Source organism: Arthrobacter sp. D1-17, from assembly GCF_054130535.1.
Map to the genome: position 1 here is coordinate 1,446,365 of NZ_CP096382.1, position 22,383 is coordinate 1,468,747.

Sequence of the window (22,383 nt, forward strand, 5' to 3'; positions counted from 1 at the left end):
CTGTTTCTCCCGTTGACCCTGGTTTCTCCACATACGCCTGGTTGCTCTTTTCCCGGCCATGCCCTGGGGGGATGCTTGCTGCGTGAACTCACCGCGTTCGGAAGCCGTTGGGGAACCGCCTGTCCAGGCTGCAGCCGCGGACCCGGATCTGCATCCCCAGCCGTTGAGGGCCGCGAAACACCGCCGTGAACATGGGCGCTCATGGCTGCGGGCGGCCGATGCGCTCATTGATGCGCTGACCGAGGTCATGGCACTGGCGGTACCTGTTGACTGCGTTTGCTGCGGCAAGGAGGACCAGGCCCTTTGTGCCGGCTGTGAGCGCCAGGTCCGGCTCCTGACCCGGCGGCCCTTCCGTGCGGAGTCAGCCGCTCCGGCTTTGATGGGCACTGACGGCTCCGTCCTGCTTCCCGTGGTGGCTGCAGGAATCTACCGCGAGGAGCTTGCGCAGTCGATCCTTTCCTTCAAACGGCACGGCCAGGGCCCGCTGTGCGCCGTGCTGGCGAAGGCGCTGGGAAAAGCCGTGCTTGCGGCTGCCGGCGCCGGCCCCGACATCTGGCTCGTGCCGGTGCCCACCAGCGGCGGCGCCTACCGGAAACGGGGGTTCAGTCCGGTGCACCTCCTGCTGACCCGACTCCGCCGGGACGGCATGCTCGGCGGCATGAAGTGCCAGGACGTGCTGCGCAGGGTCCGGGTTCCCGCATCGGCTGGAGGCGGCCTTCCAGGCGGCCAGAAGGGTCTGGGCCGGGGGGATCGGGTGCGAAGGGTCCGCGGTTCCATGCGGGCAGCCCGGAGAGCAGGCGCGGCAGGGCTTGCGGGGCGTCCCTGCATCATTGTCGACGACGTTCTCACCACTGGTTCGACCGTCGCCGAGGCTGCCCGGGCACTGCAGGAGGCAGGGGCAGTCGTGCGCGGTGCCGTCGTTTTGGCTGCCACCCGTGCACCGGACGCCACGCCTGCTGAGACCGGCCCACGGGCGTAGGCCGGCTACCTGGGACATAGAAAAAAATAAACTGCGAAAGGATGAATAACTCGTTGCTATGAACTAACGTCGGATATGGGTACCAAGATCAGTTGTACCTTTCGATAGCGGCTCGGAAAGGGGCTCGACTGTCTCAGATCGTCCCCGGAAGTGCCGCCGTCGTGTCACCGAAGTCATTTGGAGGGCACCATGGAGTTCATGATCAGCGGACGAAATCTGACGGTCTCGGACCGATTCCGCGAATACGCCGGCGAGAAGATCTCGAAGATCGAATCGCTCGGGGATAAGGTCCAGAGGGTCGACGCAAAGGTTTCGAAGGAAACAAATGCACGGCAGACCGGTGACCAGCTCACAGTGGAAGTGACAGTCTTGGGGCGAGGCCCCGTGATCCGTGCCGAAGCAAGTGCCGCAGACAAGTTCGCAGCGTTCGACCTCGCCTACAACAAGCTCCTCGAGCGGCTCCGCAGGGCCAAGGACCGGAAGAAGGTTCATCATGGCCGGCATACGCCCAAGGCAGTCCGCGAGGCAACCGCAACCCTGGAGCCCGCGAGCTCCAACCAGCCGATCTACGTAGAAGCGAGCAACCACACCCAGCCTGCTCCGGAAGAAGCTGAAAAGTCGCCGTACGACGTCGACAATGACATTCCTGCCGGGGATTCTCCGGTCCTCATCCGCCGCAAAGTCTTCCCGGCCACCTCCCTCTCCTTGGACGACGCCGTGGACAATATGGAACTTATCGGGCACGACTTCTATCTTTTCGTGGACAAGGACACGAACGCGCCCTCTGTTGTGTACCGGCGCCGGGGCTGGACGTACGGCGTCATCACCCTGGACCACTACTGTGAGCCCGGTGAGAACACCTACGAGGAGAAAATTCTCGCCTACCGCTCCAATGATGCGGCCGCGACCGCCTAGGATGGAGCCCTTACAACGAAAGGGCTGATATGGGCACAACGCTGAGCCTGTCACAGGCCCGGCGCATCGCCTTGGCAGCCCAGGGACTGGACAAAGGACGGCCCACCGGACCCGTTACTTCACGGACGGTGGGCCGAACCTTTGCCCGAATCCAGCTGGTCCAGATCGACTCGGTCAACGTCCTGGCAAGGAGCCACTTCCTGCCTTTCTTCTCGCGTCTTGGGAACTACGACCGCGGCATTCTGCACCAGATGGCTGGCCGTCATCCCCGGCGGATGCTGGAGTACTGGGCCCACGAAGCAAGCTTCATCCGCCCCGAGCATTTCCAGGACCTGGTCGCGTGGCAGAAACGGGCCTGGGTGGGAGCCTCGGCCATGGACCCCGCCCTGCGCGCCGACGTCACCTGTCAGATACTTGGCGCCCTGGCCCCAGGGAAGCCGCTGACGGCCGCCGAGCTGACAGCCGTCGTCGGACACGTGGAAGACCGAAAAAACGTCAGCTGGGGCTGGAACTGGAATGCAGTAAAGCGCGTCCTGGAACACCTGTTTGAAGAAGGCGCCGTCTCGTGCGCGTCCCGGACGGACCAGTTCGAACGCAGGTATGCCCTGGTCAAGGATGTGCTGCCGGCCCCCGCCCTGACCGGGAAGCCGGAGCCCAAGGCGGCCATGGACCGGCTCATCGAAGCGGCCGCCCGGGCCCACGGTATCGGTACGGTGCGATGTTTTGCCGACTACTTCCGAACACCGGTGAAGGCTGCCGCAGTGTCCGTGCAGAATCTGGTGGACAGCCGGCGGCTCGAGCCGGTCTCCGTCCGGGGCTGGGACCGGAAATTGTTCCGGCACGTCGATGCCCGGCTGCCCAGGACGGCAACAGGCAGAGCCCTGCTCAGCCCGTTTGATTCCCTTGTTTTCGAACGCCGGAGGCTGGAAGAGCTTTTCGGGTTCCATTACAGGATCGAGATTTACACCCCGGCATCCAGGCGCCGTTTCGGCTACTATGTCTTGCCTTTCCTGTTGCGGGACCGCCTCGTGGCGAGGGTCGACCTGAAGGCTGACCGTGCTGCAAGAAAGCTCTTGGCGAAGGCGTGCTTCGGTGAGCCGGGCGCTCCTGCGGACACCGCCGTCGAACTCGCCGCCGAGCTGCAGCTGATGGCCCGCTGGCTGGAGTTGGACGAGGTGGTGGTGTCCCCGACAGGGGACCTTGCCGCGGATGTGCGGGCAGCCATCCGGGGTGCAGGAGGGCCGTATCCGCTCTGAGGGAACAGGGCTACGTGCTTTGCGTCTCTCCCGTAGACTGAACACGCCAGAATTTCGGCAGCATGAGACTGGGAGCAACTTTACGTGGCATCACTAATCGAAAAACTTCTCCGCACGGGTGACAAAAAAACCCTGAAGCAACTGCGGAACTATGCCGATTCCATCAATGCCCTTGAAGACTCTTTTAAGACGTTTACCGATGCTGAGCTGCGCGAGGAGACGGACCGCCTGCGGCAACGCCACCTGGACGGCGAAAAACTCGAGGACCTCCTGCCCGAGGCGTTCGCCGCTGTCCGCGAGGCTTCTTCCCGCACTCTCGGGCTGCGCCACTTCGATGTCCAGCTCATGGGCGGGGCCGCCCTCCACTTGGGCAACATTGCTGAAATGAAGACCGGTGAAGGAAAGACGCTGGTAGCCACCGCTCCTGCCTACCTGAACGCTTTGGCCGGTAAAGGCGTGCACGTTGTCACGGTCAACGACTATCTGGCCGAATACCAGTCCGAGCTCATGGGCCGCGTATACCGCTTCCTCGGACTCACCAGCGGCTGCATCCTTGCCAACCAGGACCCGGCAGCGCGGCGCCAACAGTACGCAGCCGACATCACCTACGGCACCAACAACGAGTTCGGCTTCGATTACCTGCGCGACAACATGGCGTGGGACAAGTCGGAGCTGGTCCAGCGGGGTCACCACTTCGCGATCGTTGACGAAGTAGACTCCATCCTGATTGACGAGGCGCGCACCCCGCTGATCATTTCGGGACCCGCCCAGGGCGACACCAACAGGTGGTACAGCGAATTCGCCAAGGTGGTGCTGCGGCTGCAGCCGGAAAAGGACTATGAGGTCGACGAGAAGAAGCGCACGGTCGGCGTCCTGGAAAGCGGCATTGAAAAGGTCGAGGACTACCTCGGGATCCAAAATCTCTATGAGTCCGCGAACACCCCGCTGATCGGCTTCCTCAACAACGCCATCAAGGCAAAGGAACTGTTCAAGCGCGACAAGGACTACGTGATCCTCGACGGCGAGGTCCTCATCGTCGACGAGCACACCGGCCGTATTCTGGCCGGCCGCCGCTACAACGAGGGCATGCACCAGGCCATCGAAGCCAAGGAGGGCGTCGAGATCAAGGCCGAAAACCAGACGCTTGCCACCGTAACGCTGCAGAACTACTTCCGCATGTACGACAAGCTGTCGGGCATGACCGGAACGGCGGAGACCGAAGCTGCCGAATTCATGAGCACCTACAAGCTCGGCGTGGTGGCCATCCCGACGAACCGGGACATGCAGCGCATCGACCGGCCCGACCTCGTCTACAAGAACGAGGTGGTCAAATTCGACGCTGTGGTGAAGGACATCGCCGAGCGCCACGAGGAAGGCCAGCCCATCCTGGTCGGCACCACCAGCGTGGAGAAGAGCGAGTACCTTTCGCGGCTGCTGGCCAAGGAAGGCATCAGGCACGAGGTGCTGAATGCCAAGAACCACGCGCGGGAGGCTGCCATCGTAGCCCAGGCCGGCCGCAAGGGCGCTGTCACCGTCGCCACGAACATGGCCGGCCGCGGCACCGACATCATGCTCGGGGGCAACGCGGAATTCACGGCCATTGCCGAACTCGCCAAGCGGGGGCTGGATCCGGAGGAGAACTCCGAGGAATACGAGGCCGCATGGCCGCAGGCCCTGGCCGCCGCGAAGCAGGCAGTCAAGGAAGAGCACGAGGAAGTATTGAACCTGGGCGGGCTCTACGTGCTTGGCACTGAACGGCACGAGTCCCGCCGTATCGACAACCAGCTGCGCGGCCGCTCGGGGCGCCAGGGCGACCCTGGCGAATCCCGATTCTACCTTTCGCTTACTGACGACCTCATGCGGTTGTTCAACTCCGGAGCGGCCGAGCGTCTGATGAACAGCTCTGTGCCCGATGACGTGGCACTGGAATCCAAGCTCGTCTCCCGCGCCATTGCCTCGGCCCAGGGCCAGGTGGAAGGCCGCAACGCCGAGCAGCGCAAAAACGTCCTGAAGTACGACGACGTCCTCAACCGTCAGCGTGAAGCCATCTACGGTGACCGCCGCCGGATTCTGGAGGGCGATGACCTGCATGAAAAGGTGCAGTTCTTCCTCGAAGACACCATCAACGCCTTCATCGACGAAGCGACTGCTGAAGGCAACGGCGACGACTGGGACTTCGACCAGCTCTGGACGAATCTTAAGACGCTCTACCCCGTCACGGTCACACCGCACGACGTGATCGACGAAGCGGGTGGAAAGTCGCGCATCACGGTCGAGTTCCTCAAGGAGGAGATCCTTTCCGACGCCAGGCTGGTGTACCAGGCCCGCGAGGAAGCTATTGGCTCTGAGAGCATGCGCGAGTTGGAGCGGCGCGTGGTCCTTTCCGTCATCGGCCGGAAGTGGCAGGAGCACCTGTACGAGATGGACTATCTCAAGGAGGGCATCGGCCTTCGGGCGATGGCGCAGCGCGATCCGCTGGTCGAATACCAGCGTGAGGGCTTCATCCTGTTCCAGGCCATGATGGAGGCAATCCGCGAGGAGAGCGTCGGGTTCCTGTTCAACCTCGAGGTGGAGGTGACCCCCGCGGAGGATGTCGTGGTGGCTGACGCCGACGGCGGCCACACCGAGCATCACGAGCCGCAGATCCGTGCCGCCGGGCTGGAAGCGCCGGAAAAGCCCGCGCAACTGCAGTACACCGCCCCGGCAGAAGGCGGCGGTACGCAGACCCGTGTTGAGGGCCGGGCAGCGGGACGGTCAGGAAACCCTGCCAAGGCGGCGACGCAGAGCCGCCGGGACCAGAACCGCCGGGACGGTAAAAAGAAGCGCTAAGGCGGACCCTTGGCAGACAGGACGAGGGTCCCTGGCAGGACACTGGACTGACAGGACCTGGTGAAGGACCCGGGCGGATCGCCCGGGTCCTTCGTTGATCTTGGCAGCTCCGCTGCTCATCGGATGTCCAAGGCAGTGACCCGCCCGATCTGCTGCTCATCCGATTTCCAAGGCAGTGACCCGCCAGATCTGTTTGCTTCGTTCCAGCCGCAGGGCGACGGCACGCGCCCGCAGCTCGTCGATCACGACAGCGCTGGCCTCATAGATGTCGGGTGTCACTTCGCATGCGCGCACCGACCGAACCGCTGGGTTCCGGTGAAGCCCTCCGAGCTTCCTGGGTGCACGAACTGCTTCCCGTCGTGTCAAAAAGGCGCGATGCTGCAGGGCTGTGAGGCACTTCTGGTCCAGCCGCCGCGCCAGTTGATTGACCGGTCTGGTTCCGGCGAGGACTTCAATTGCCGCCTGGACGGTGGAGCGGGTGATGGTGCAGACTTCCCGGAGCTCGTCGTGTTTAGCTCCACCATCACCGCCCGGTATCGGCGTGGCGGGTTGGTGCGCTGTGCCGCCCGCCCTCTGGATTGAGATTGCTGCGGTCATAATTCGATCCTCTGGTCGGGTGGAGCGCGGTTATGGAGAGTTTCGGAATTGCCTCGGTGCCCGGGGGGTTGCAAACGCGAGTGGGAGGGGAGCTGTCGGCAGCCTCAGGGAGCCTTGAGGATCTGGCCGGGAAGGAGAGTGTCGGGATCGCTGCCGATGACCGCCCTGTTGTTTTCGAACCAGCGGGGCCATTCCAGGGCGATGTCGACATCGGACGCCTCAGGACCAAGATGCCTGGCTGCTATCGTCCACAGGCTGTCGCCGGACCTGACGACCAATTCTTGGCCCGCCTGGTGTTCCCGGGCGGCCCTGGGCGGCACGGACACTACAGGTCCGGGGGCTGCGGCGGGCGGTGAAGGTTGCCACTGCGGCTGCAGGCCTGATACTCCCGGCAGCTGCTGCACCGTAGATGCGGTAGGTCTTGCCGTGTCAGGGTTTCCGTCCCTGATTGGCTGCCGCGGCGGCTCGGGCCCGGACATCGTTTCGATTGGGGTCCAGGCAGCGGTTATGGCAACAGAGCCATTCCTGGACTCGGCCGGTGCGGGTTGGTTGTCCGCATGGGCCAGCGGGGCGCCGATCAGCTGGACACCCAGGATGGCGAGGGCCAGACGCCGCATGAACGCGGGGCTGAAGTGGCCGGTTACAGCAGCGGCGCGTCGCCTGCCCGCACTCTCGAACATCGCCGCAACCAAGGCGGCTGTGAAGGATAACACCCACCACAGCACGATGAGCAGGCCAGCTGCTACTGCTACCCCGCCCAAAAGATCCTCGAAGGACAACGACTGTCTCTTCAGGGCTGAACGCTGCCAGCGCTCCACGAGACCTGTGCCGGCCAGGGTGAGAAAACAACCAAGGCCGAGAATGAGGAATGCCATCGCTGCATCCGTACTGAGCTGCCGGGAACCGGTGACATGCATGACGGCCCATCTTTCTCGATCCCTTGATCGCGTTTGGTGCTGTTTGATGCATTTAGCTTCTTTTGAGCTACTTTCCCGTAGTCAGATACGTTTTGTCCATAGAGGTCCGTTGTTGATTTTGATTGACCTCAGCATCAGTGGTGCCTACGCTGACGCCATGCGATGGAACGCCCTGTTTGAAGACATGGAAGCGCAACTGGCGGAAGCGGAAACCTTGGCCTTTGAATCCGAGGTGTCCGAACGGTCGCGCGCTGATGTGGCGCTCGTCAGATTGTCCGACCGGCTAAGGGGCTCGTTGGGCGGGGCAGTTGGCGTACATCTCGTGTCGGGTTCAACCTTCACCGGTACTCTCAGCCATGTGGGCGCGGAAAGCCTGGTAGTCGATGGAGCTGCCCACCAGGTGCTGGTTCCGTTCGCCGCTGTGTCGCATTACAGCGGAATCGGCCGTATTGCCGTGAGTGAGCCTTCGACCGCGCGGAGCAGAGTTGGGCTGGCAAGCGCGCTGCGGGGACTCGCCCGCGACAGGGCGCCGTTGACGGTGATCCTGGCCAAAGGGGAGTCAGGTGAACAGAGGCTCCCCGGGGTCATCGACAGGGTAGGGCGCGATTTTGTCGACCTCGCCGTGACGCCGCCCGGGGAGGCCCGCCGGGCATCCGGCATCCTCGACGTCGCAACGGTACCCTTCGGCGCATTACGCGCGCTGCGCTCTATGCATTCAGGGGAAATCTAGCCGGTTGGCGCCCCGGGCAACCCCGACTTGGATTTTGCTTCCTCAATCATCCTGCTGGCCTCGGCGTAGCGCTCTTCAATGTACTGTTCGAGCATCTTTTCTTCGACGCGCCACTGGCCGCGGCCACCTACCTGGATAGCCTTGAGTTCCCCGCTGCGCACAAGCGCATACGCCGCGGGAGAGTTGATCTGCAGCTGTTCGGCTACGTCCGCAAGGGTCAGGAAACGGGGCATAGTCCAATTCTGCCATCACAGTTCCCGAATGATGCCGTTATCCACACTTTGATGTTCTTTGCTCCTGTGTCTTTCCCATTGGCTCCGCATGCCGTAACAATGATCTTGACCGGCGCATGACGGCGCCTGAGCGTCAAGGGGGAGCAAGTACGCATGAGTGCCAGCGCCGCGGCCACGGGAGCCCGCCTCAAGAAGCCCTCATGGAAGGATCCCCGGCTCCTGGTCGGCATGCTATTGGTGCTCGTATCGGTTGTCGGAGTCATTTCCCTTGTCGGCAGCGCGGACAAGACAACGGAGGTTTTTGCCGCGCGCGAAGCGATTGCAGTGGGGGAGAAGCTCACCCCGGACAATGTCAGCCGCGTCAAGGTCCGGCTGGGGGATGTGGAGCACCGGTACATTACCGCCGAATCGGGCATGCCGGACGGTGTGGTGGCAGTCCAGCGGATCGGAAAGGACCAGCTTTTGGCACGGGAAAGTCTGGGAAGCGTTGACGCGCTTGACCGGAAGCCAGTGGCGATCTCCGTGCAGGAAGCATTGCCTGAGCAGGCCGTGGCCGGCACGCGGGTGGACGTATGGGTTTCAATGCCGGACGCGCGGAACGGTTTCGCGCCTCCCAAGCTCATGCTCCCGGCCGCGGAGATCGCCCAGGTTTCGCCGGGTTCAACAGGTCTCGGCTCAGCCAAGTCGACTGTGCTTATGGTCCTTGTCAGTGACGAGCAGATGCCCTCGCTCCTCGGCGCCCAGGCGAATGAAGCCAAGATCTCCGTCGTTTGGAGCCCCGGGGGTGCGGCCAAGTGACCATCCCTGTAGTCACCGTAGGCGAGGCGCAGGACGACCTGGTCGGCGGCCTGGAAAGGCTCCACGGGCCCGTCACGGTGGTGCGGCGCTGCGCTGAACTGGCCGAGCTGCTGGCCGCCTGTCAAAGCGGACTCGCCCGGGCGGCCGTCGTGGCAGCAGGAAGTGAGGAGTTGACAGCCTCGCTTGTCGACAGGCTGGGAGCCGTCGGGGTGGCACTTGTTGCCCTGACGGACAACGCCGAGGAATCTTCCCGCCTCCAGGGAATCGGCGTGTCCGCCGTCATCTCCACCGTGGAATCGTCGGAATTGGCAGAGCGCATCTCCGAAACGGTGGCGCGGTTCTCCGGACACAGGTCTACCACCTCCGGCCTGCGCGACCATGGTTTTGCGGAGACTGGTGCCGCCCTGCGGCCAGCCCCCGCGGAGCCAGACGAGGCGCGGGAGTCCGCCGGGAGGGGAAAGATTATTGCGGTGTGGGGTCCTGCCGGCTCGCCGGGCCGGACGCTGATGGCCGTGAATATGGCGGGTGAACTGGCTGCTGACGGTAAGTGTGTCCTCCTCGTGGACGCCGACAGCTACGGGGCAAGCGTCGGCGCGGTTCTGGGGCTCCTGGACGAGGCGGCCGGCCTTGCGCAGGCCTGCAGGCTGGCCGACCAAGGTCTCCTGGACAGCGCGTCACTGCTTCGGGTAGCGGTGCCCGTAACACTGAAGGCAGGAACCCTCCACGTTCTCACCGGAATTACCCGGTCAGACCGCTGGACGGAGCTGCGGGCCTCCGCTCTCGCGCTCGTGTTGGAGCGGGCCAAGGAAGTGGCCGAGGTGGTTGTTGTGGATACCGGATTCTGTCTGGAGTCTGACGAGGAGCTCAGCTTCGACACGATGGCGCCGAGGCGAAACGCGGCCACGCTCAGGAGTTTGGAGTTGGCTGACAAAGTTTTCGCAGTGGGATCCGCGGACTCCATCGGTGTTCCCCGGCTGGTCCGCGGGCTGGCGGAACTGGATGCGGCCGTGCCCGGCGTCAAGGCGGAGATCGTTCTGAACAAAGTACGCTCTTCCGCAGTGGGACGCTCACCTGAACGGCAGCTTCGTGAGGCATGGGAACGCTATGGGCCAGCGACAGCCATCACGGCGTTCCTGCCAGCCGACGCGGCGGCAGCCGATGCCGCTCTGCTCTCGGGCAGCCTCTTGCTCGAAGCTGCCCCGGATTCGCGGCTCCGAGCCGGTATAGCGAATTTGGTTTGTGCATGTGACCAGCAAAATCGCCGTTCTTCTGTCCTTACCCCCACAGCAAAGCGCCGAATAAGCCGATAGGCTCACGTTTAAGGCCGCAACGGTGCGGCCGCGAACTTGTGTGATGGAGGCGTTTGTTCATGTCGTCAGGGTCCAGCGTGGAGAATAAGTCCCGTTCTGCAGGAGCCGAAGGGGGCTTCTTCGCGGACTACTACGAGCACCTTGCTGAAGAGGACGCGCGAGCATATCCCCGGGAGCTTTTGGAGCTCCGGGCCGAGACGCATCGGCAGGTGGCGGCGAACAGGCAGCCCGGAACTGCGAAAATCTCGATTGTTGATGAAGCAGACCAGAGCGTGGTGTACATCGTGACGGACGATATGCCCTTCCTTGTGGATTCCGTCAACGCTGAGATCGTGCGGCAAAACTTCGCTATTCACCTCGTGCTGCACCCCATGTTTGTGGTCACGCGCAACCGCAATACCCATGAGCTCGTGAAGGTCGACAGGGTTCCGGCGAGCGTCGGGATCTCCAGCGGTGACACCGCCGCGCTGCCCAGCCTGTCTCACCTCATCGCGCAAGGTGACAACAGCACCCACATGGAATCGTGGATCGCGGTCGAATTTGGCCGGAGCAGTGAAGTGATGAAGAGGCGCCTGGTCGAAGGTCTGGAGCGGGTGCTCGGCGACGTCAGGGCCGCCGTCGAAGACTGGCCGAAAATGCGCAGCAAGGCCCGCCAGATCGCCGAGAACCTCGACAAAATTCCCAACTCCTCCCAGATCGCTGAGCTGCGCCAGGCGCAGGACCTGCTGCGGTGGCTGGATGAAGGGAACTTCACCTTCCTCGGCTACCGCGAATATGACCTCGTCAACGAGGCAGGGGAAGACGTCCTCGAGCTGCGGGAGGGCAGCGGACTCGGGCTGCTCCGCACCCAGCGCGACACGGCCCAGGTGCAGCACCTGACGGACGCCGGCCGGCGCAAGGCCCGGGAGAAGAAAGCCCTGGTCATCACCAAAGCCAACTCGCGCTCCACCGTCCACCGGCCGGCCTATTTCGATTACATCGGTGTTAAAAGCTTCGATGCGGAAGGCAACGTCAACGGTGAACAGCGGTTCATCGGCCTGTTTGCAACCAGTGCCTACACAGGTTCAGTCCGGAACATCCCCATTGTCCGGGAGAAGGTGGATGCTGTTTTGCGGGGCGCCGGATTCCCCCCGGACTCCCATTCGGGCAAGGACCTGCTCGGCATTCTCGAAACGTACCCGCGCGACGAGCTTTTCCAGATCGAGGTCGCCGACCTGGCCGCCACGGCAACCGGTATTCAAAGGCTCCAGGAGCGCCGGCGCACACGGCTGTTTCTGCGGCCGGACATCTACGGGCGGTTCATGTCCGCCGTCGTGTACCTGCCGCGTGATCGATACACCACCAATGTCCGGCTGCGCATCGAGCAGGAACTCCGCGAGACCTTCCGGGCCGAGTCCATCGACTATGAGGCGCGGATGACGGAATCGGCGCTGGCCCGCCTCTTCTTCCGGATCCGGCTGCCGAAGGGTGCCGACGTGAGCAACGTCAACACCGTGGACCTGGAAAAGCGACTTGTCCGCGCGACCCGGTCCTGGGGAGAAGGGATCAGCGAAGTCCTGCGCGACCGAAGCAACGGGGACGGCTCCAAGGAGCTCGCCGATATTTGGGCTGAGGCATTTCCCGCCAGCTACCGTGTGGACTATGAGGTTGAAGATGCCTTGGAGGACATCGAGCGGTTTGAAACGTATGGCGCCGCAGCCGAGCGGAGTGAAGGAGCCAAGCAGGAACGTCCCGGTGTCCACGTTTATCTTCCCGAGGGTGCGGGGGCAACGCTCGAAGAGGATGCCCGCGTCAAGCTCTACATGCTGGAGCCCAAGAGCCTGAGCCAGATCCTTCCCTACTTCCACAATCTGGGGCTCGAAGTGCTGGACGAGCGGCCGTTTGAAATCGAAACGGCGGACAACCGTGACTTCTTCCTATACGACCTTGGCCTGAAATATCCCGCAGGCGTGGACCCGCTGTCCACCGGCCAACTGTTGGCAGACGCGTTCGGCGCGGCAGTTTCAGGCGCCGTCGAATCCGACAGCTTCGACCGGCTGGTTCTTCGGGAAGGTATGGACTGGCGCCGGATTGTCGTACTCCGCGCCTATGCGAAGTACATGCGCCAGATGGGGAATACGAATTCGTTCGAGTTCATCGCAGACACCCTGCTGGCCAACCCCTCCGTCACTAAGGGGCTCAGCGCACTGTTCGAGGCGCGGTTCGACCCCGACATGACCGAGCTGGAACGGACCGAGCGCCAGGAAAAGGTGCAGGCGGAACTGGCGGCAGCCATCGAAGGTGTGGCAACCCTTGACGCAGACAGGATCCTGAGAACCTTCGGCAACCTGATCCAATCGACGCTGCGCACCAACTTCTACCAGGAGAAGCCCTACGTCAGCTTCAAGCTGAACCCCGCACTCATCAACGGCCTGCCCTTCCCGAGGCCCATGTTTGAAATATGGGTCTACTCTCCGCGGGTTGAGGGAGTGCACCTCAGGTTCGGCAAGGTGGCCAGGGGCGGTCTGCGGTGGTCAGACCGCCGGGAAGACTTCCGCACCGAGATCCTGGGACTGGTCAAGGCCCAAACAGTCAAGAATGCCGTCATCGTTCCCACTGGCGCCAAGGGCGGCTTCTTCGCGAAACGGCTGCCCGACGCCGCCACGGACAGGGCAGCATGGATGACCGAAGGCGTCGAAAGCTACAAGACATTCATCCGGGGACTGCTCGACGTCACGGACAATCTCGTGACCGGCCCTGACGGCGAACGGCTCGTTGTGCCGGACAACGTTGTAAGGCACGACGACGACGACGCTTACCTTGTGGTGGCAGCCGACAAAGGCACCGCGACATTCTCGGACGTAGCGAACGGGCTCGCGGCAGAATACGGCTTCTGGCTAGGGGATGCCTTCGCATCCGGCGGTTCTGTGGGCTACGACCACAAGGCCATGGGGATCACGGCAAGGGGTGCGTGGGAATCCGTCAAGCGTCACTTCAGTGAATTGGACCTCGACACCCAGTCCGAGCCGTTCACGGTAGTCGGCGTCGGGGACATGTCCGGCGATGTCTTCGGTAACGGCATGCTCTTGTCCAAGCACATCCGGCTCGTCGCCGCCTTTGATCACCGGCACATTTTCCTGGATCCCAACCCCGATGAGTCGACCTCCTTTAAGGAGCGCCAGCGGCTGTTCCAGCTCCCCAGATCCTCCTGGGATGACTACGACAAGTCGCTCATCAGTGCAGGAGGCGGGGTTTATCCGCGCCAGGCCAAGTCGGTTCCCGTATCCCCGCAGGTGCGTGCGGCTCTCGGGCTGTCCCAGGAAATTACGCAGCTCAGCCCGCCCGAACTGCTCCGCGCCATCCTGCTTGCTCCTGCAGACCTGCTCTACAACGGCGGCATCGGCACGTACGTAAAGGCCAGCACGGAGACGCACGCCATGGTCGGAGACAAGGCGAACGACGCCATCCGTGTCGACGGCCGGGACCTGCGTGTGAAAGTGGTGGGCGAGGGCGGCAACCTGGGCATGACCCAGCGCGGCCGCATCGAGGCGGCCCTGCAGGGCGTCATCCTCAACACCGACGCCATCGACAACTCAGCGGGTGTTGACTGCTCGGACCACGAGGTCAACATCAAGATCTTCGTGGACCGGATGGTCGCGGCAGGGAAACTTGATCCCGCCGAGCGCCCGGAGTTCCTCGCGTCGATGACCGACGAAGTCGCCCGGCTGGTGCTGGAAGACAACATCGACCAAAATATCCTCCTGCTCAACGACCGCCAGCGGGTGGCTGAATGGAGTCCCAGCTACGAACGGCTGATGGACTGGCTGGAAAAGACGGCAGACCTGGACCGCGATCTGGAGGCGCTTCCGTCAAACCAGGTCCTGCGTGAACGTCTTGAGCAGGGACAGGGGCTGACATCCCCAGAACTTTCCGTCCTCGCCGCCTATGCCAAGATCGAGCTCGCCACGGCACTGCGGGACAGCGATCTCGCTGACGACCCTTGGTTCCGGCGGACCCTCAGGGAGTATTTCCCCCAGCAGTTGCGGGAGCGGTTCGACGCTGAGCTGGACACCCATCCGCTGCGGCGCGAGATCATTGCAACGGTCATCGCCAACGACATGATCAACATGGGCGGCATCACGTTCGCTTTCCGGACCATGGAGGAAACGTCGGCAAGTGAAGTGGCCGTAGCCAAGGCCTTCGTTGCCCTGCGCGAGGTGTACGAGCTGGAGATCATGGTCTCCGAGCTCAATGACCTTCCGGCGTCGTTCCCCACTGAACACTGGAGCACAGTGCACCTGGACATCCGGCGGCTGCTCGACCGGGCAGTGCGGTGGCTTCTGGGACAAGGCCGTGCTTCCCGGCCCATTGCCGACATTGTCGCCGAGTTCAAACCGCTCATGGACCCGATGAGGGCCCGGCTCCTGGATTACCTCCGCGGCGAGGACAGGGCGCGGGTGGCTGCCTGGCTCGAAAAAGCGCGGTCCTGGGAGCTGCCCGAAGATCTGGCCCATCGCTGGGCGGAGCTCTTTGAGAGCTTCGTGCTGCTGGACATTGCGAAGATTGCCCGCGCGCGCAAGGAGCCCGTGGAGGAGATTGCGCACGTCTTCTACACCGTGTTCAACCGCTTCCACGCCGATTCCCTGCTGGAGCGGATCAGCGCCCTGCCCCGCAAGGACAGGTGGCAGGCGCTCGCCCGGGCAGCCCTGCGCGATGACCTTTACTCCACGGTGTCGGACATTACGACGGCGGTACTAGATTCGACAGCCGCCGGGCTGCAGGCAGAGGAACGACTGAAGGCGTGGGAGGCTCTTAACGCCGAGCAGCTGGGCCGCGCCAAGAGCATGTTCGACGAGGTCAACGCACTCGAGGCCGACGACATGGCCTCGCTGTCGGTAGCATTGAGGCTCTTGAGGTCAATCGTCCGACGCTAGGACATTCCGTCCCGGCGTCGTTATCTGGAGGTGCAGTGGCAATCTTTACGGACCCCATCAGGGAGCACGCTGATTTCGGGCCGGGGGATGCGGAATGGCTGCACCTCCTGGTAGGCGACTGGCAGATGGTGGCTGACCTCGCGTTCGCCGACCTGGCGCTGTGGTTTCCGCACCCGGAGTACGGTTATGTGGCCCTGGCCCACGTCCGGCCCTCCACGACGCACACCGTGTTTCACGCCGACTTCGTCGGGGAGGGCATCCGCTCAGACCTGCAGCCCCTCGTCGACAAAGCGTGGGCAAGCCGCACCATCGAACGATCCAGCGAGACTAACTGGAGCAGTGATATGGCGCTGCGGGTGGAGGCCGTTCCGATGGTCAGAAACGGGCGCACCCTCGCAGTGGTCACCTCACACATGGACCTGTCCAGTTCCCGCATGCCGTCGCGCCTGGAGCTGACGTACCGCCAGTGTGCCTACGATCTCCTGCGCATGGGCACACTGGGTCTGTGGCCCGACTTCGCGTCCCCCACCGGTTCACGCCGCGGCGCCCCGCGTGTGGGCGACGGACTCATCCGGCTCGACGCGGACGGAATCGTCCAGTACGCCAGCCCTAACGGCGTGTCGGCCTTCCGACGTCTGGGCGACGGCGAATCCCTGGAGGGGCGATCCCTGGCAGAAGTAACAGCGGGGCTGCTCAAGGACCGCCGCATGGTGGATGAAACCCTGCCGCTGGTTGTCACGGGGCGGATGCCGTGGCGCAGCGAGATCGAATCCAGGGGAGTGAGCCTGTCCCTGCGTGCTATTCCCCTTCGAGACGAGCAGCAGCGGTTCGGGGCCCTCGTGCTGTGCCGCGACGTCTCTGAACTGCGCCGGCGTGAGATGGAGCTCGTCACCAAGGACGCCACCATCCGCGAGATCCATCACCGCGTCAAGAACAACCTTCAGACCGTTGCTGCGTTGCTGCGGATGCAGTCCCGCCGCATGGTCAGTGACGAAGCCAAACAGGGACTGGAACAGGCCATGCGCCGCGTTGCGACCATCGCCCTGGTCCATGAGACGCTCTCTCAGGGACTCACCCAGAGCGTTGATTTTGATGAGCTCATTGGACGGCAGTTCCGCTTGTCCGCGGAGGTTGCGTCACCGTCCCAGCAGGTTCGGACCCAGAGGTCGGGCATGTTCGGGGACCTGCCGAGCGATTTCGCCACGCCGCTTGCGCTGGTAATCAATGAGCTGGTGACCAATGCCGTTGAACACGGACTTGAGGGGCGGACCGGAACTGTCTGGCTGCTGGCTGACAGGTCTGAAGGCGATGACGGCGAGGAACTGCTGACGGTGACGGTGGCAGATGACGGGGTGGGCCTGCCGGAGACGCCCCATGTGGAGGGCCTTGGACTGCAGATCGTGCGGACCTTGGTAACCAGCGAACTCGGCGGAACCATCCAATGGAAGCCACGGGAGGGCGGGGGGACTGCTGTCCAGATCGTGCTGAGCCTCGCGGACCACTGAGCTGAGCCCGCGGACCGGGGTGACGCGCAGGGCGCGCCCTGCGTCAAGTACCGGGCATGCCAAAGGCCGCGGACCCTGGGTCCGCGGCCTTTGCCGTCGCTAGCGAAACAGGTGTGCGCCAGAATGCGTGGCGCTAGGAAGCGCGGCGCGCCCGTGCTGCGCGGCGCTTCAGGGCCCGGCGTTCGTCTTCGCTCATGCCGCCCCAGACGCCGGCATCCTGGCCCGACTCGAGGGCCCACTGGAGGCAGGTGTCAACGACGGGGCAGCGGCGGCAGACGCTCTTCGCCTCTTCGATCTGCAGAAGAGCAGGGCCGGTGTTTCCCACCGGAAAGAAAAGCTCCGGGTCCTTATCGAGGCACGCTGCGCGGTTACGCCAATCCATGCTGATCAGTTACTCCATTCCTGGTAAGTCTGGACACTTGTGAAAATATTCACTAGGGCCTACATAGGAAAGGGGCCCTGAGGGCCCCCTTGGTCATCTGGATCAAGCGTTTCATGTTAACGCTGTGTAAACAAGGGGTAGTGGTCCACGAAATGCCCTTGAAACGTGAGCGATGCATCACACCGGACAACTGCCCCCGCCGTGTGTTGACTATCTCGGGTAGGGTGCCATTGTGTCAAGACCCCCAGCCACCCCCTCCGACCCGACTCCCGGCCCGGAAGACGACGGTGCTTCCGGACCTGGGCGCGACCCGCAGGCATCCCCGTCCCCTGAAGCCCGTCCCCGCCCGGTCACCGTTCTTTCGGCCATCGTGGGCGCCGAAGCGACGGCTTTGCTTGCGGCTGCTGCCTGGTACGGGTTCCAACTCGTAGCCGGCGCGCCTGTGCTCTCGTTCTGGGGCGCAGTCTTTACCCTCGCTCTGCTTCTGGCCTTTGCCTCCTGGCTGTATGCGGTGGCCGCGTTCCTCTACCGGGGATTCCGCTGGCCGCGAGCAGGTGCCCTGGTGGCGCAGCTGTTCGTGCTCACAATCGCGTTCCCCACGCTCACTGGCGGATACCCTGTGGCCGGACTGGCAATGCTGATTCCTGCCGCCGTCGGCATTGTGCTGCTGTTCGATAAGCGCGTTATCCAGTTCGCGTCCCGAGCGGCAGGCGCACCTCCGGCACTGTGAGCGGCAGTCGCGCGGATGACCAGGGGCGATTGATCGCGCATGGATCAAGCGTCTGGGGTCCCGGCGGTGGCGACTGGAAGCTGAACCGGAGTTGCCCTGCCATCAGCGAGGAGAACTGCCCGTCCCGGAGGCGGATTGGGTTCCAGCTCGAACCGCGCTCCGAAGAGGTCTCCATCCATGTGGCTCCGGGGAGCTATGAGTATCCCGGTGCCTCCATTGCGGGCGGCCATGGCGATGGGCGCCCGCTGCAGCAGTGACTGGCCATAGTTGGCGCACAGGACCACCGGGCAACCAAGGGAATTCATTTCCAGCAGTTTCTGATGTGTGGAGAAGGCCAGGCGCTCCGCGTCGTCAATAAGCAGGAATGAGTCCCTGCCGAGGCGACCCGCGGCCGCCTCTTTATGGATTTCGGTCCAGTAGTCGTCAGGGTCCAGCCCCGGACCTGGCTGCAGCCACGTCCGGAGGTGGGCATTCAGAACGCGCAGGGCAGCCAGCAGTGACGTTTTCCCCGATCCGGGAGCGCCCAAAACGGCCACGGCGCCCGCCGGGGGAAGGCGCAGCGCGACAGGTGAAAGATCATCCCCACCAACGCCTACCCAGAGGCAACGGGTTCCAGCGACGGGTTGGGCTACACCGTTCGCTGCCTGCCCCGCCCCAGGTGGACGCACGTTGCATTTTCGCCGCATCAGCCCGAGCATGTCCTCCACCGGCAGGCGGCGCGGCAAGGCCTCTACCTTAAAGGGCCGGGTGAGGATACGGCGTTGTGCATCCGGGCCCGGCTGACCGTCACTGGCATGGAACTGGCAGACAGCGGGTCCTCCTCCGGCAATGGACCCGAAGGCGACACCCCTGCCGCGCACGTTGAGAACCTCAGGCATCTTCGGCCACGCAAAGCGGCTTTCAACGCTGGCCCCACGGGGAAAGTACACCCGGTTGGGAATATCGGACAGGAACCGCGACACTGCCAGGTCCCGCTCGCCGGACAGGATGGCAGTAATGCCCGCACGGCGCCCGTTCCGCATGATGTCCTGAACCAGGTCTTCGCCCCACATCAGCGGCCCTGACCGCATGGCGGAGAGCCAGGATCCCCACCCCGAAATCGCGAGGACCAAAGGAACATGGTGCAGCGTCCCGGTATCGCTTAAGCGGCGGGACATCTCACCGCAGAGCCGCTCCAACACCCTGACGCCACGGCGCAGGTCGTGAAGGCCGGTAACGGCGCCCGTGCGGGATGAGGCCTGCATCCGAGCGAAAGAGCCGTCCGCATCGAGGACATACAGGTGGGAGTCCACGGGATCGACGGCCAGTTGGTCGAGAACCAGCGACATGGCGCTAACAGCATCACCGGAGGTGCCGCCGATGAATGCGAGATGACCGTCATAAATAGGTTGCCATGAGAGCGGGGTAACCTCTTGCTGGTGAGGAAGATCCAGCCAGCCGAGCTCAACCACGGGGCTGCCGGTTGCCCGGTCCGGTGCCTCGGCCGGAAGGAGGTCGCCTGCAGGCCCATCCGGTGTAAGCCCATCCGCAGCAAACCGGGCCGCGGCGGACCCGGCGGGCGGCCGGGGGTAGGTCGGAGTGGTTGGCAAGGGCGGAGCGACGGGGCGCCGGACGGGGCCCGTGCCGCATTCCTGCCATAACGAGTTCAACGCCTCGACCAGGGGCGCGGCAGCGGCGGCAGGTGTAGGCGGGGGAGCCGGGAATGCCTTCTCCGCTGACCGGGGCGGGCGAGCCGACAAGGCGTCTACGGTCCGGCAGACCACAACGCCGCTATGGGTACGTCCAGGAATGCCTCCGGTAGAGAGAGCGGCAGACTGGAACTCTGCAGGTTCTTGGTTTCCCCGCATGAGGAACGCCCGGCCTGGTGTTTCCACAGCGATTGTGGCGGCCGCCGTGGTGCCGATGATGTCAGCTGATTCGTGGGCTGACTGAACCCGGAGCGCGATGCTGGTGGTGACGTTCGCGCGGATGTCCGCGTTGATTGCTCCTTGCGGTCGCTGGGTGGCCATGACGAGGTGAAGTCCCAGCGAGCGTCCAACGGTGGCGATTCTCATGAGTTCGTTCAACGATTTCGGCGCGTCGTCCACCAACATCCGGAACTCGTCAATGATCACGACCAGCTGCGGCAGGGAAGGTGCATCCTGCCTTCCCGCCAGCCGGTATGCCGTCAGGTCGGGAGCCTCGGCCGCCGCGAGGAGTTGCTCCCGGCGCCGGACTTCCGCCCGCAGTGACGCCATGGTGCGGTCAAGTTCACTCCTCGTAAGGTCGGTCACTATACCCACGCAATGGGGGAGCGCCGTCAAAGGACCCAGCCCTGATCCGCCCTTGAAGTCGACGAACAGGATATTCATCCGGTCCGGGGGATAGCTGAGGGCCAAGCCAACGGACAGGGTGCGCAGGAGCTCGGACTTTCCGGAACCTGTGGTCCCGGCGACAAGCAGGTGAGGGCCGTCCGCTTCGAGGTCCAGGATGCGCGGACCGTCTCCTCCTTGACCCACCGGGATAGCCAGGCCGGGGGCCACGCGTCCGACTGACCAGCGCAGCGCTGTCGCTTCGGTTGACAGATCGAGAACGTCAGAGAGCATACACGAGGCGGGAACCGATCGGCCCCGCACCGGCACCCCCGTATCCTGCTTAGCCCTCCGGCAGTAGTGCGCGAAGACGTCCGCAGGCACAAGGTCTGCCACGAACTGGTGGGTGGAACCCATGGAACGGAGTACGGCGTAGCTGCCGGCGAGCTCAATATCGGCATCCGACGGGTCCCAGGCAGCCGGCCCTGCACCGGGCGGCAGGAACCTGAAGACGCGCCAGCCAGACTGGCGTGCCACCTCGCACAAGCGCTCCAGTGACAGGTTCGTCTCCCCGGAAGTGATCAACACGAGGACACTGGGAATTCCGCCCCCGGCCGGATCGCCCGCCAGATCATCCACCATGTCCTCCATGCGGCCGTGCAGTGTGACGTTCGGAAGATACCGGGCGGCCAGAGGCAGAGAGTTCACGGGTCCGCAGACTGCGATCCGGGTTCCTTGGGCCGACGGATACCCCGTCAACTGCATGAGAAGTAAATGCATGAGGCCCGAGGTCTCTGACTCCGGCCCCCGCACAGACACCACCCCCGCCCGCGGGTCCAGCAGGAACGGAACCGCCCCCAGCCCAGGCGGCTGGAAGGCAGGATCCGGCGGCTCGAGGCGGACGTTTGCGGGCTGCTCAGCAAGCCCCAGCCGCAGCCAAACGCCCGAAACGTCAGGGGTGGCCTCGGCCGCGACGGCCATGCCGGGTGAGTCCAGCACCAGCTCGGCCGGCGACGGAGCGGACCGCCGTCGTCGTTCCTTATCTGCTGCTGCCGCAGCAACGACTGCCGACCGCAGTCTCCGCCGGGACCGTCGGCCCGAGACGATCGGCACCACGAGTGTCACTGCCGACACCGCCGTGAAAGCCAGAAACATCCACATTCCCGTCAGCAGAGCCAGCGCGACGCCGAGGGCAACAGGCAACAGCGCGCTGAGAAACAGCATTCCCCTGTTCTCCTGTCCGGGCGGCCTCGGCACGCTCAGCGGTTCGGCAACCGACACCCCGGCGGCGCCCATGCAAGAGGTCCGGGACCCCGGCGGGCCCGCCACAACAATGGATAGTGTGGAACGTCCGCAGCTGATCATTGAGTCCGTAGAGATAGCGGCGCTCCGGACGCGCTTACCGTCCACTTCGATGCCGTTGGCGCTGCCAAGATCCCGGATGTTCAGGGCGCTATCGGTCACATCGATTCTGGCGTGCTGCCGGGACAAATCGGGATCGGGGATGGTCAGATCCGCTGCGGTCCGTCCGATCCGATAGCTGCCGCGGCGCAGCGGAAGCAGGCTTCCCGCGGCCGGGCCGCTGTGCACAGCCAGCAACAGGGCTGCGGGAATGTCCTGCCCCGACCTGCGGGGCTGTCTTTCCCGGATCCCGCCGCCACCGTCGACGATGACGGCCCCGGTGACAAGGGGCGGCCGTCCAATGACAAGGGCGGAGAGCGGCAAGCCGCCCACGCTGAGCCGACGTGTTCCGAACGTCCGGGAAAGCTCCTGCTCCAGTTCGCTTCCCAAAGCATTCCCGGCAGCGCTCGCCGTAAGCTCCAGCGGAGCTTCGTCACGTCCCGCGCCCGGGCCGCGAACCAAGGTGAAGTGCAGATCCACTGCCAACCTCCATTCGTGCGGACTGCTCAGGCACAAGGCTAATTCCAGCGACTCCAGCGGGCTCCGACTGGATGGTCCTATGTGGAAAAGCGGCCCGGAGACCGCCCGCAACGGCCG

At 64.0% G+C, this 22,383-nt stretch carries 15 protein-coding genes; 10 read left to right on the plus strand and 5 right to left on the minus strand.

Features of this window, described 5'->3' with window-relative positions; translation table 11 throughout:
• Positions 1-82: 82 nt before the first annotated feature.
• The 4 genes from M1E01_RS06765 (at position 83) to secA (ending at position 5,979) form a co-directional block, all read left to right on the plus strand.
• The gene (locus tag M1E01_RS06765; RefSeq protein ID WP_457974298.1) at positions 83-979 is read left to right on the plus strand and encodes a ComF family protein; all 897 of its coding nucleotides are present in this window, start codon (positions 83-85) and stop codon (positions 977-979) included.
• A gap of 189 nt (positions 980-1,168) precedes the next feature.
• Positions 1,169-1,894 carry a ribosome hibernation-promoting factor, HPF/YfiA family gene (gene hpf / locus M1E01_RS06770; RefSeq protein ID WP_457974299.1) on the plus strand — a complete coding sequence of 242 codons (726 nt, stop codon included), beginning with the start codon at positions 1,169-1,171 and terminating at the stop codon, positions 1,892-1,894.
• A gap of 29 nt (positions 1,895-1,923) precedes the next feature.
• The gene (locus M1E01_RS06775) at positions 1,924-3,150 is read left to right on the plus strand and encodes a winged helix-turn-helix domain-containing protein (RefSeq protein ID WP_457974300.1); all 1,227 of its coding nucleotides are present in this window, start codon (positions 1,924-1,926) and stop codon (positions 3,148-3,150) included.
• Between the two features lie 84 nt (positions 3,151-3,234).
• Complete coding sequence (gene secA, locus M1E01_RS06780) at positions 3,235-5,979, plus strand: preprotein translocase subunit SecA (protein WP_457974301.1); 2,745 nt, start codon at positions 3,235-3,237, stop codon at positions 5,977-5,979.
• Between the two features lie 156 nt (positions 5,980-6,135).
• On the opposite strand, the gene M1E01_RS06785 is transcribed toward secA, so the two are convergent.
• Together M1E01_RS06785 and M1E01_RS06790 are read right to left on the minus strand one after the other, a co-directional pair.
• Entirely contained in the window at positions 6,136-6,576 is a 441-nt protein-coding gene (locus tag M1E01_RS06785; RefSeq protein WP_457974302.1) for an Rv3235 family protein, read from the minus strand.
• Positions 6,577-6,680: 104 nt separating this feature from the next.
• Positions 6,681-7,451, minus strand: coding sequence for a LysM peptidoglycan-binding domain-containing protein (locus tag M1E01_RS06790; protein ID WP_457974303.1), 771 nt, complete (start codon positions 7,449-7,451; stop codon positions 6,681-6,683).
• A gap of 199 nt (positions 7,452-7,650) precedes the next feature.
• Between M1E01_RS06790 and M1E01_RS06795 the strand changes: the two genes are divergently transcribed.
• On the plus strand, positions 7,651-8,223 hold the full coding sequence (locus M1E01_RS06795) for a hypothetical protein (RefSeq protein ID WP_457974304.1): 573 nt from the start codon (positions 7,651-7,653) through the stop codon (positions 8,221-8,223).
• Here M1E01_RS06795 and M1E01_RS06800 read toward each other — a convergent pair.
• A complete protein-coding gene (locus tag M1E01_RS06800) occupies positions 8,220-8,456 on the minus strand; it encodes a helix-turn-helix domain-containing protein (RefSeq protein ID WP_457974305.1) in 237 nt (78 codons plus the stop codon). The genes M1E01_RS06795 and M1E01_RS06800 overlap by 4 nt on opposite strands.
• Positions 8,457-8,609: 153 nt before the next feature.
• Here M1E01_RS06800 and M1E01_RS06805 point away from each other — a divergent pair, with 153 nt between their 5' ends.
• The 4 genes from M1E01_RS06805 to M1E01_RS06820 are packed head-to-tail and all read left to right on the plus strand — an operon-like array spanning position 8,610 to position 16,982.
• Positions 8,610-9,254 carry a hypothetical protein gene (locus tag M1E01_RS06805; protein WP_457974306.1) on the plus strand — a complete coding sequence of 215 codons (645 nt, stop codon included), beginning with the start codon at positions 8,610-8,612 and terminating at the stop codon, positions 9,252-9,254.
• Positions 9,251-10,564, plus strand: a complete 1,314-nt coding sequence (locus M1E01_RS06810) for an AAA family ATPase (RefSeq protein WP_457974307.1) — start codon at positions 9,251-9,253, stop codon at positions 10,562-10,564. Before M1E01_RS06805 ends, M1E01_RS06810 begins: the two co-directional genes overlap by 4 nt.
• 59 nt (positions 10,565-10,623) lie before the next feature.
• Positions 10,624-15,477, plus strand: coding sequence for an NAD-glutamate dehydrogenase (locus M1E01_RS06815; protein WP_457974308.1), 4,854 nt, complete (start codon positions 10,624-10,626; stop codon positions 15,475-15,477).
• A 35-nt stretch (positions 15,478-15,512) separates the two neighbouring features.
• Complete coding sequence (locus tag M1E01_RS06820; RefSeq protein ID WP_457974309.1) at positions 15,513-16,982, plus strand: sensor histidine kinase; 1,470 nt, start codon at positions 15,513-15,515, stop codon at positions 16,980-16,982.
• A 133-nt stretch (positions 16,983-17,115) separates the two neighbouring features.
• Here the strand turns inward: M1E01_RS06820 and M1E01_RS06825 are convergent, their stop codons facing one another.
• On the minus strand, positions 17,116-17,364 hold the full coding sequence (locus tag M1E01_RS06825) for a WhiB family transcriptional regulator (protein WP_003804966.1): 249 nt from the start codon (positions 17,362-17,364) through the stop codon (positions 17,116-17,118).
• 367 nt (positions 17,365-17,731) lie between these two features.
• Here M1E01_RS06825 and M1E01_RS06830 point away from each other — a divergent pair, with 367 nt between their 5' ends.
• Complete coding sequence (locus M1E01_RS06830) at positions 17,732-18,094, plus strand: hypothetical protein (protein ID WP_457974890.1); 363 nt, start codon at positions 17,732-17,734, stop codon at positions 18,092-18,094.
• A gap of 44 nt (positions 18,095-18,138) precedes the next feature.
• Here M1E01_RS06830 and M1E01_RS06835 read toward each other — a convergent pair whose 3' ends face one another.
• Positions 18,139-22,266, minus strand: coding sequence for an FtsK/SpoIIIE domain-containing protein (locus M1E01_RS06835; RefSeq protein WP_457974310.1), 4,128 nt, complete (start codon positions 22,264-22,266; stop codon positions 18,139-18,141).
• Positions 22,267-22,383 lie beyond the last annotated feature (117 nt).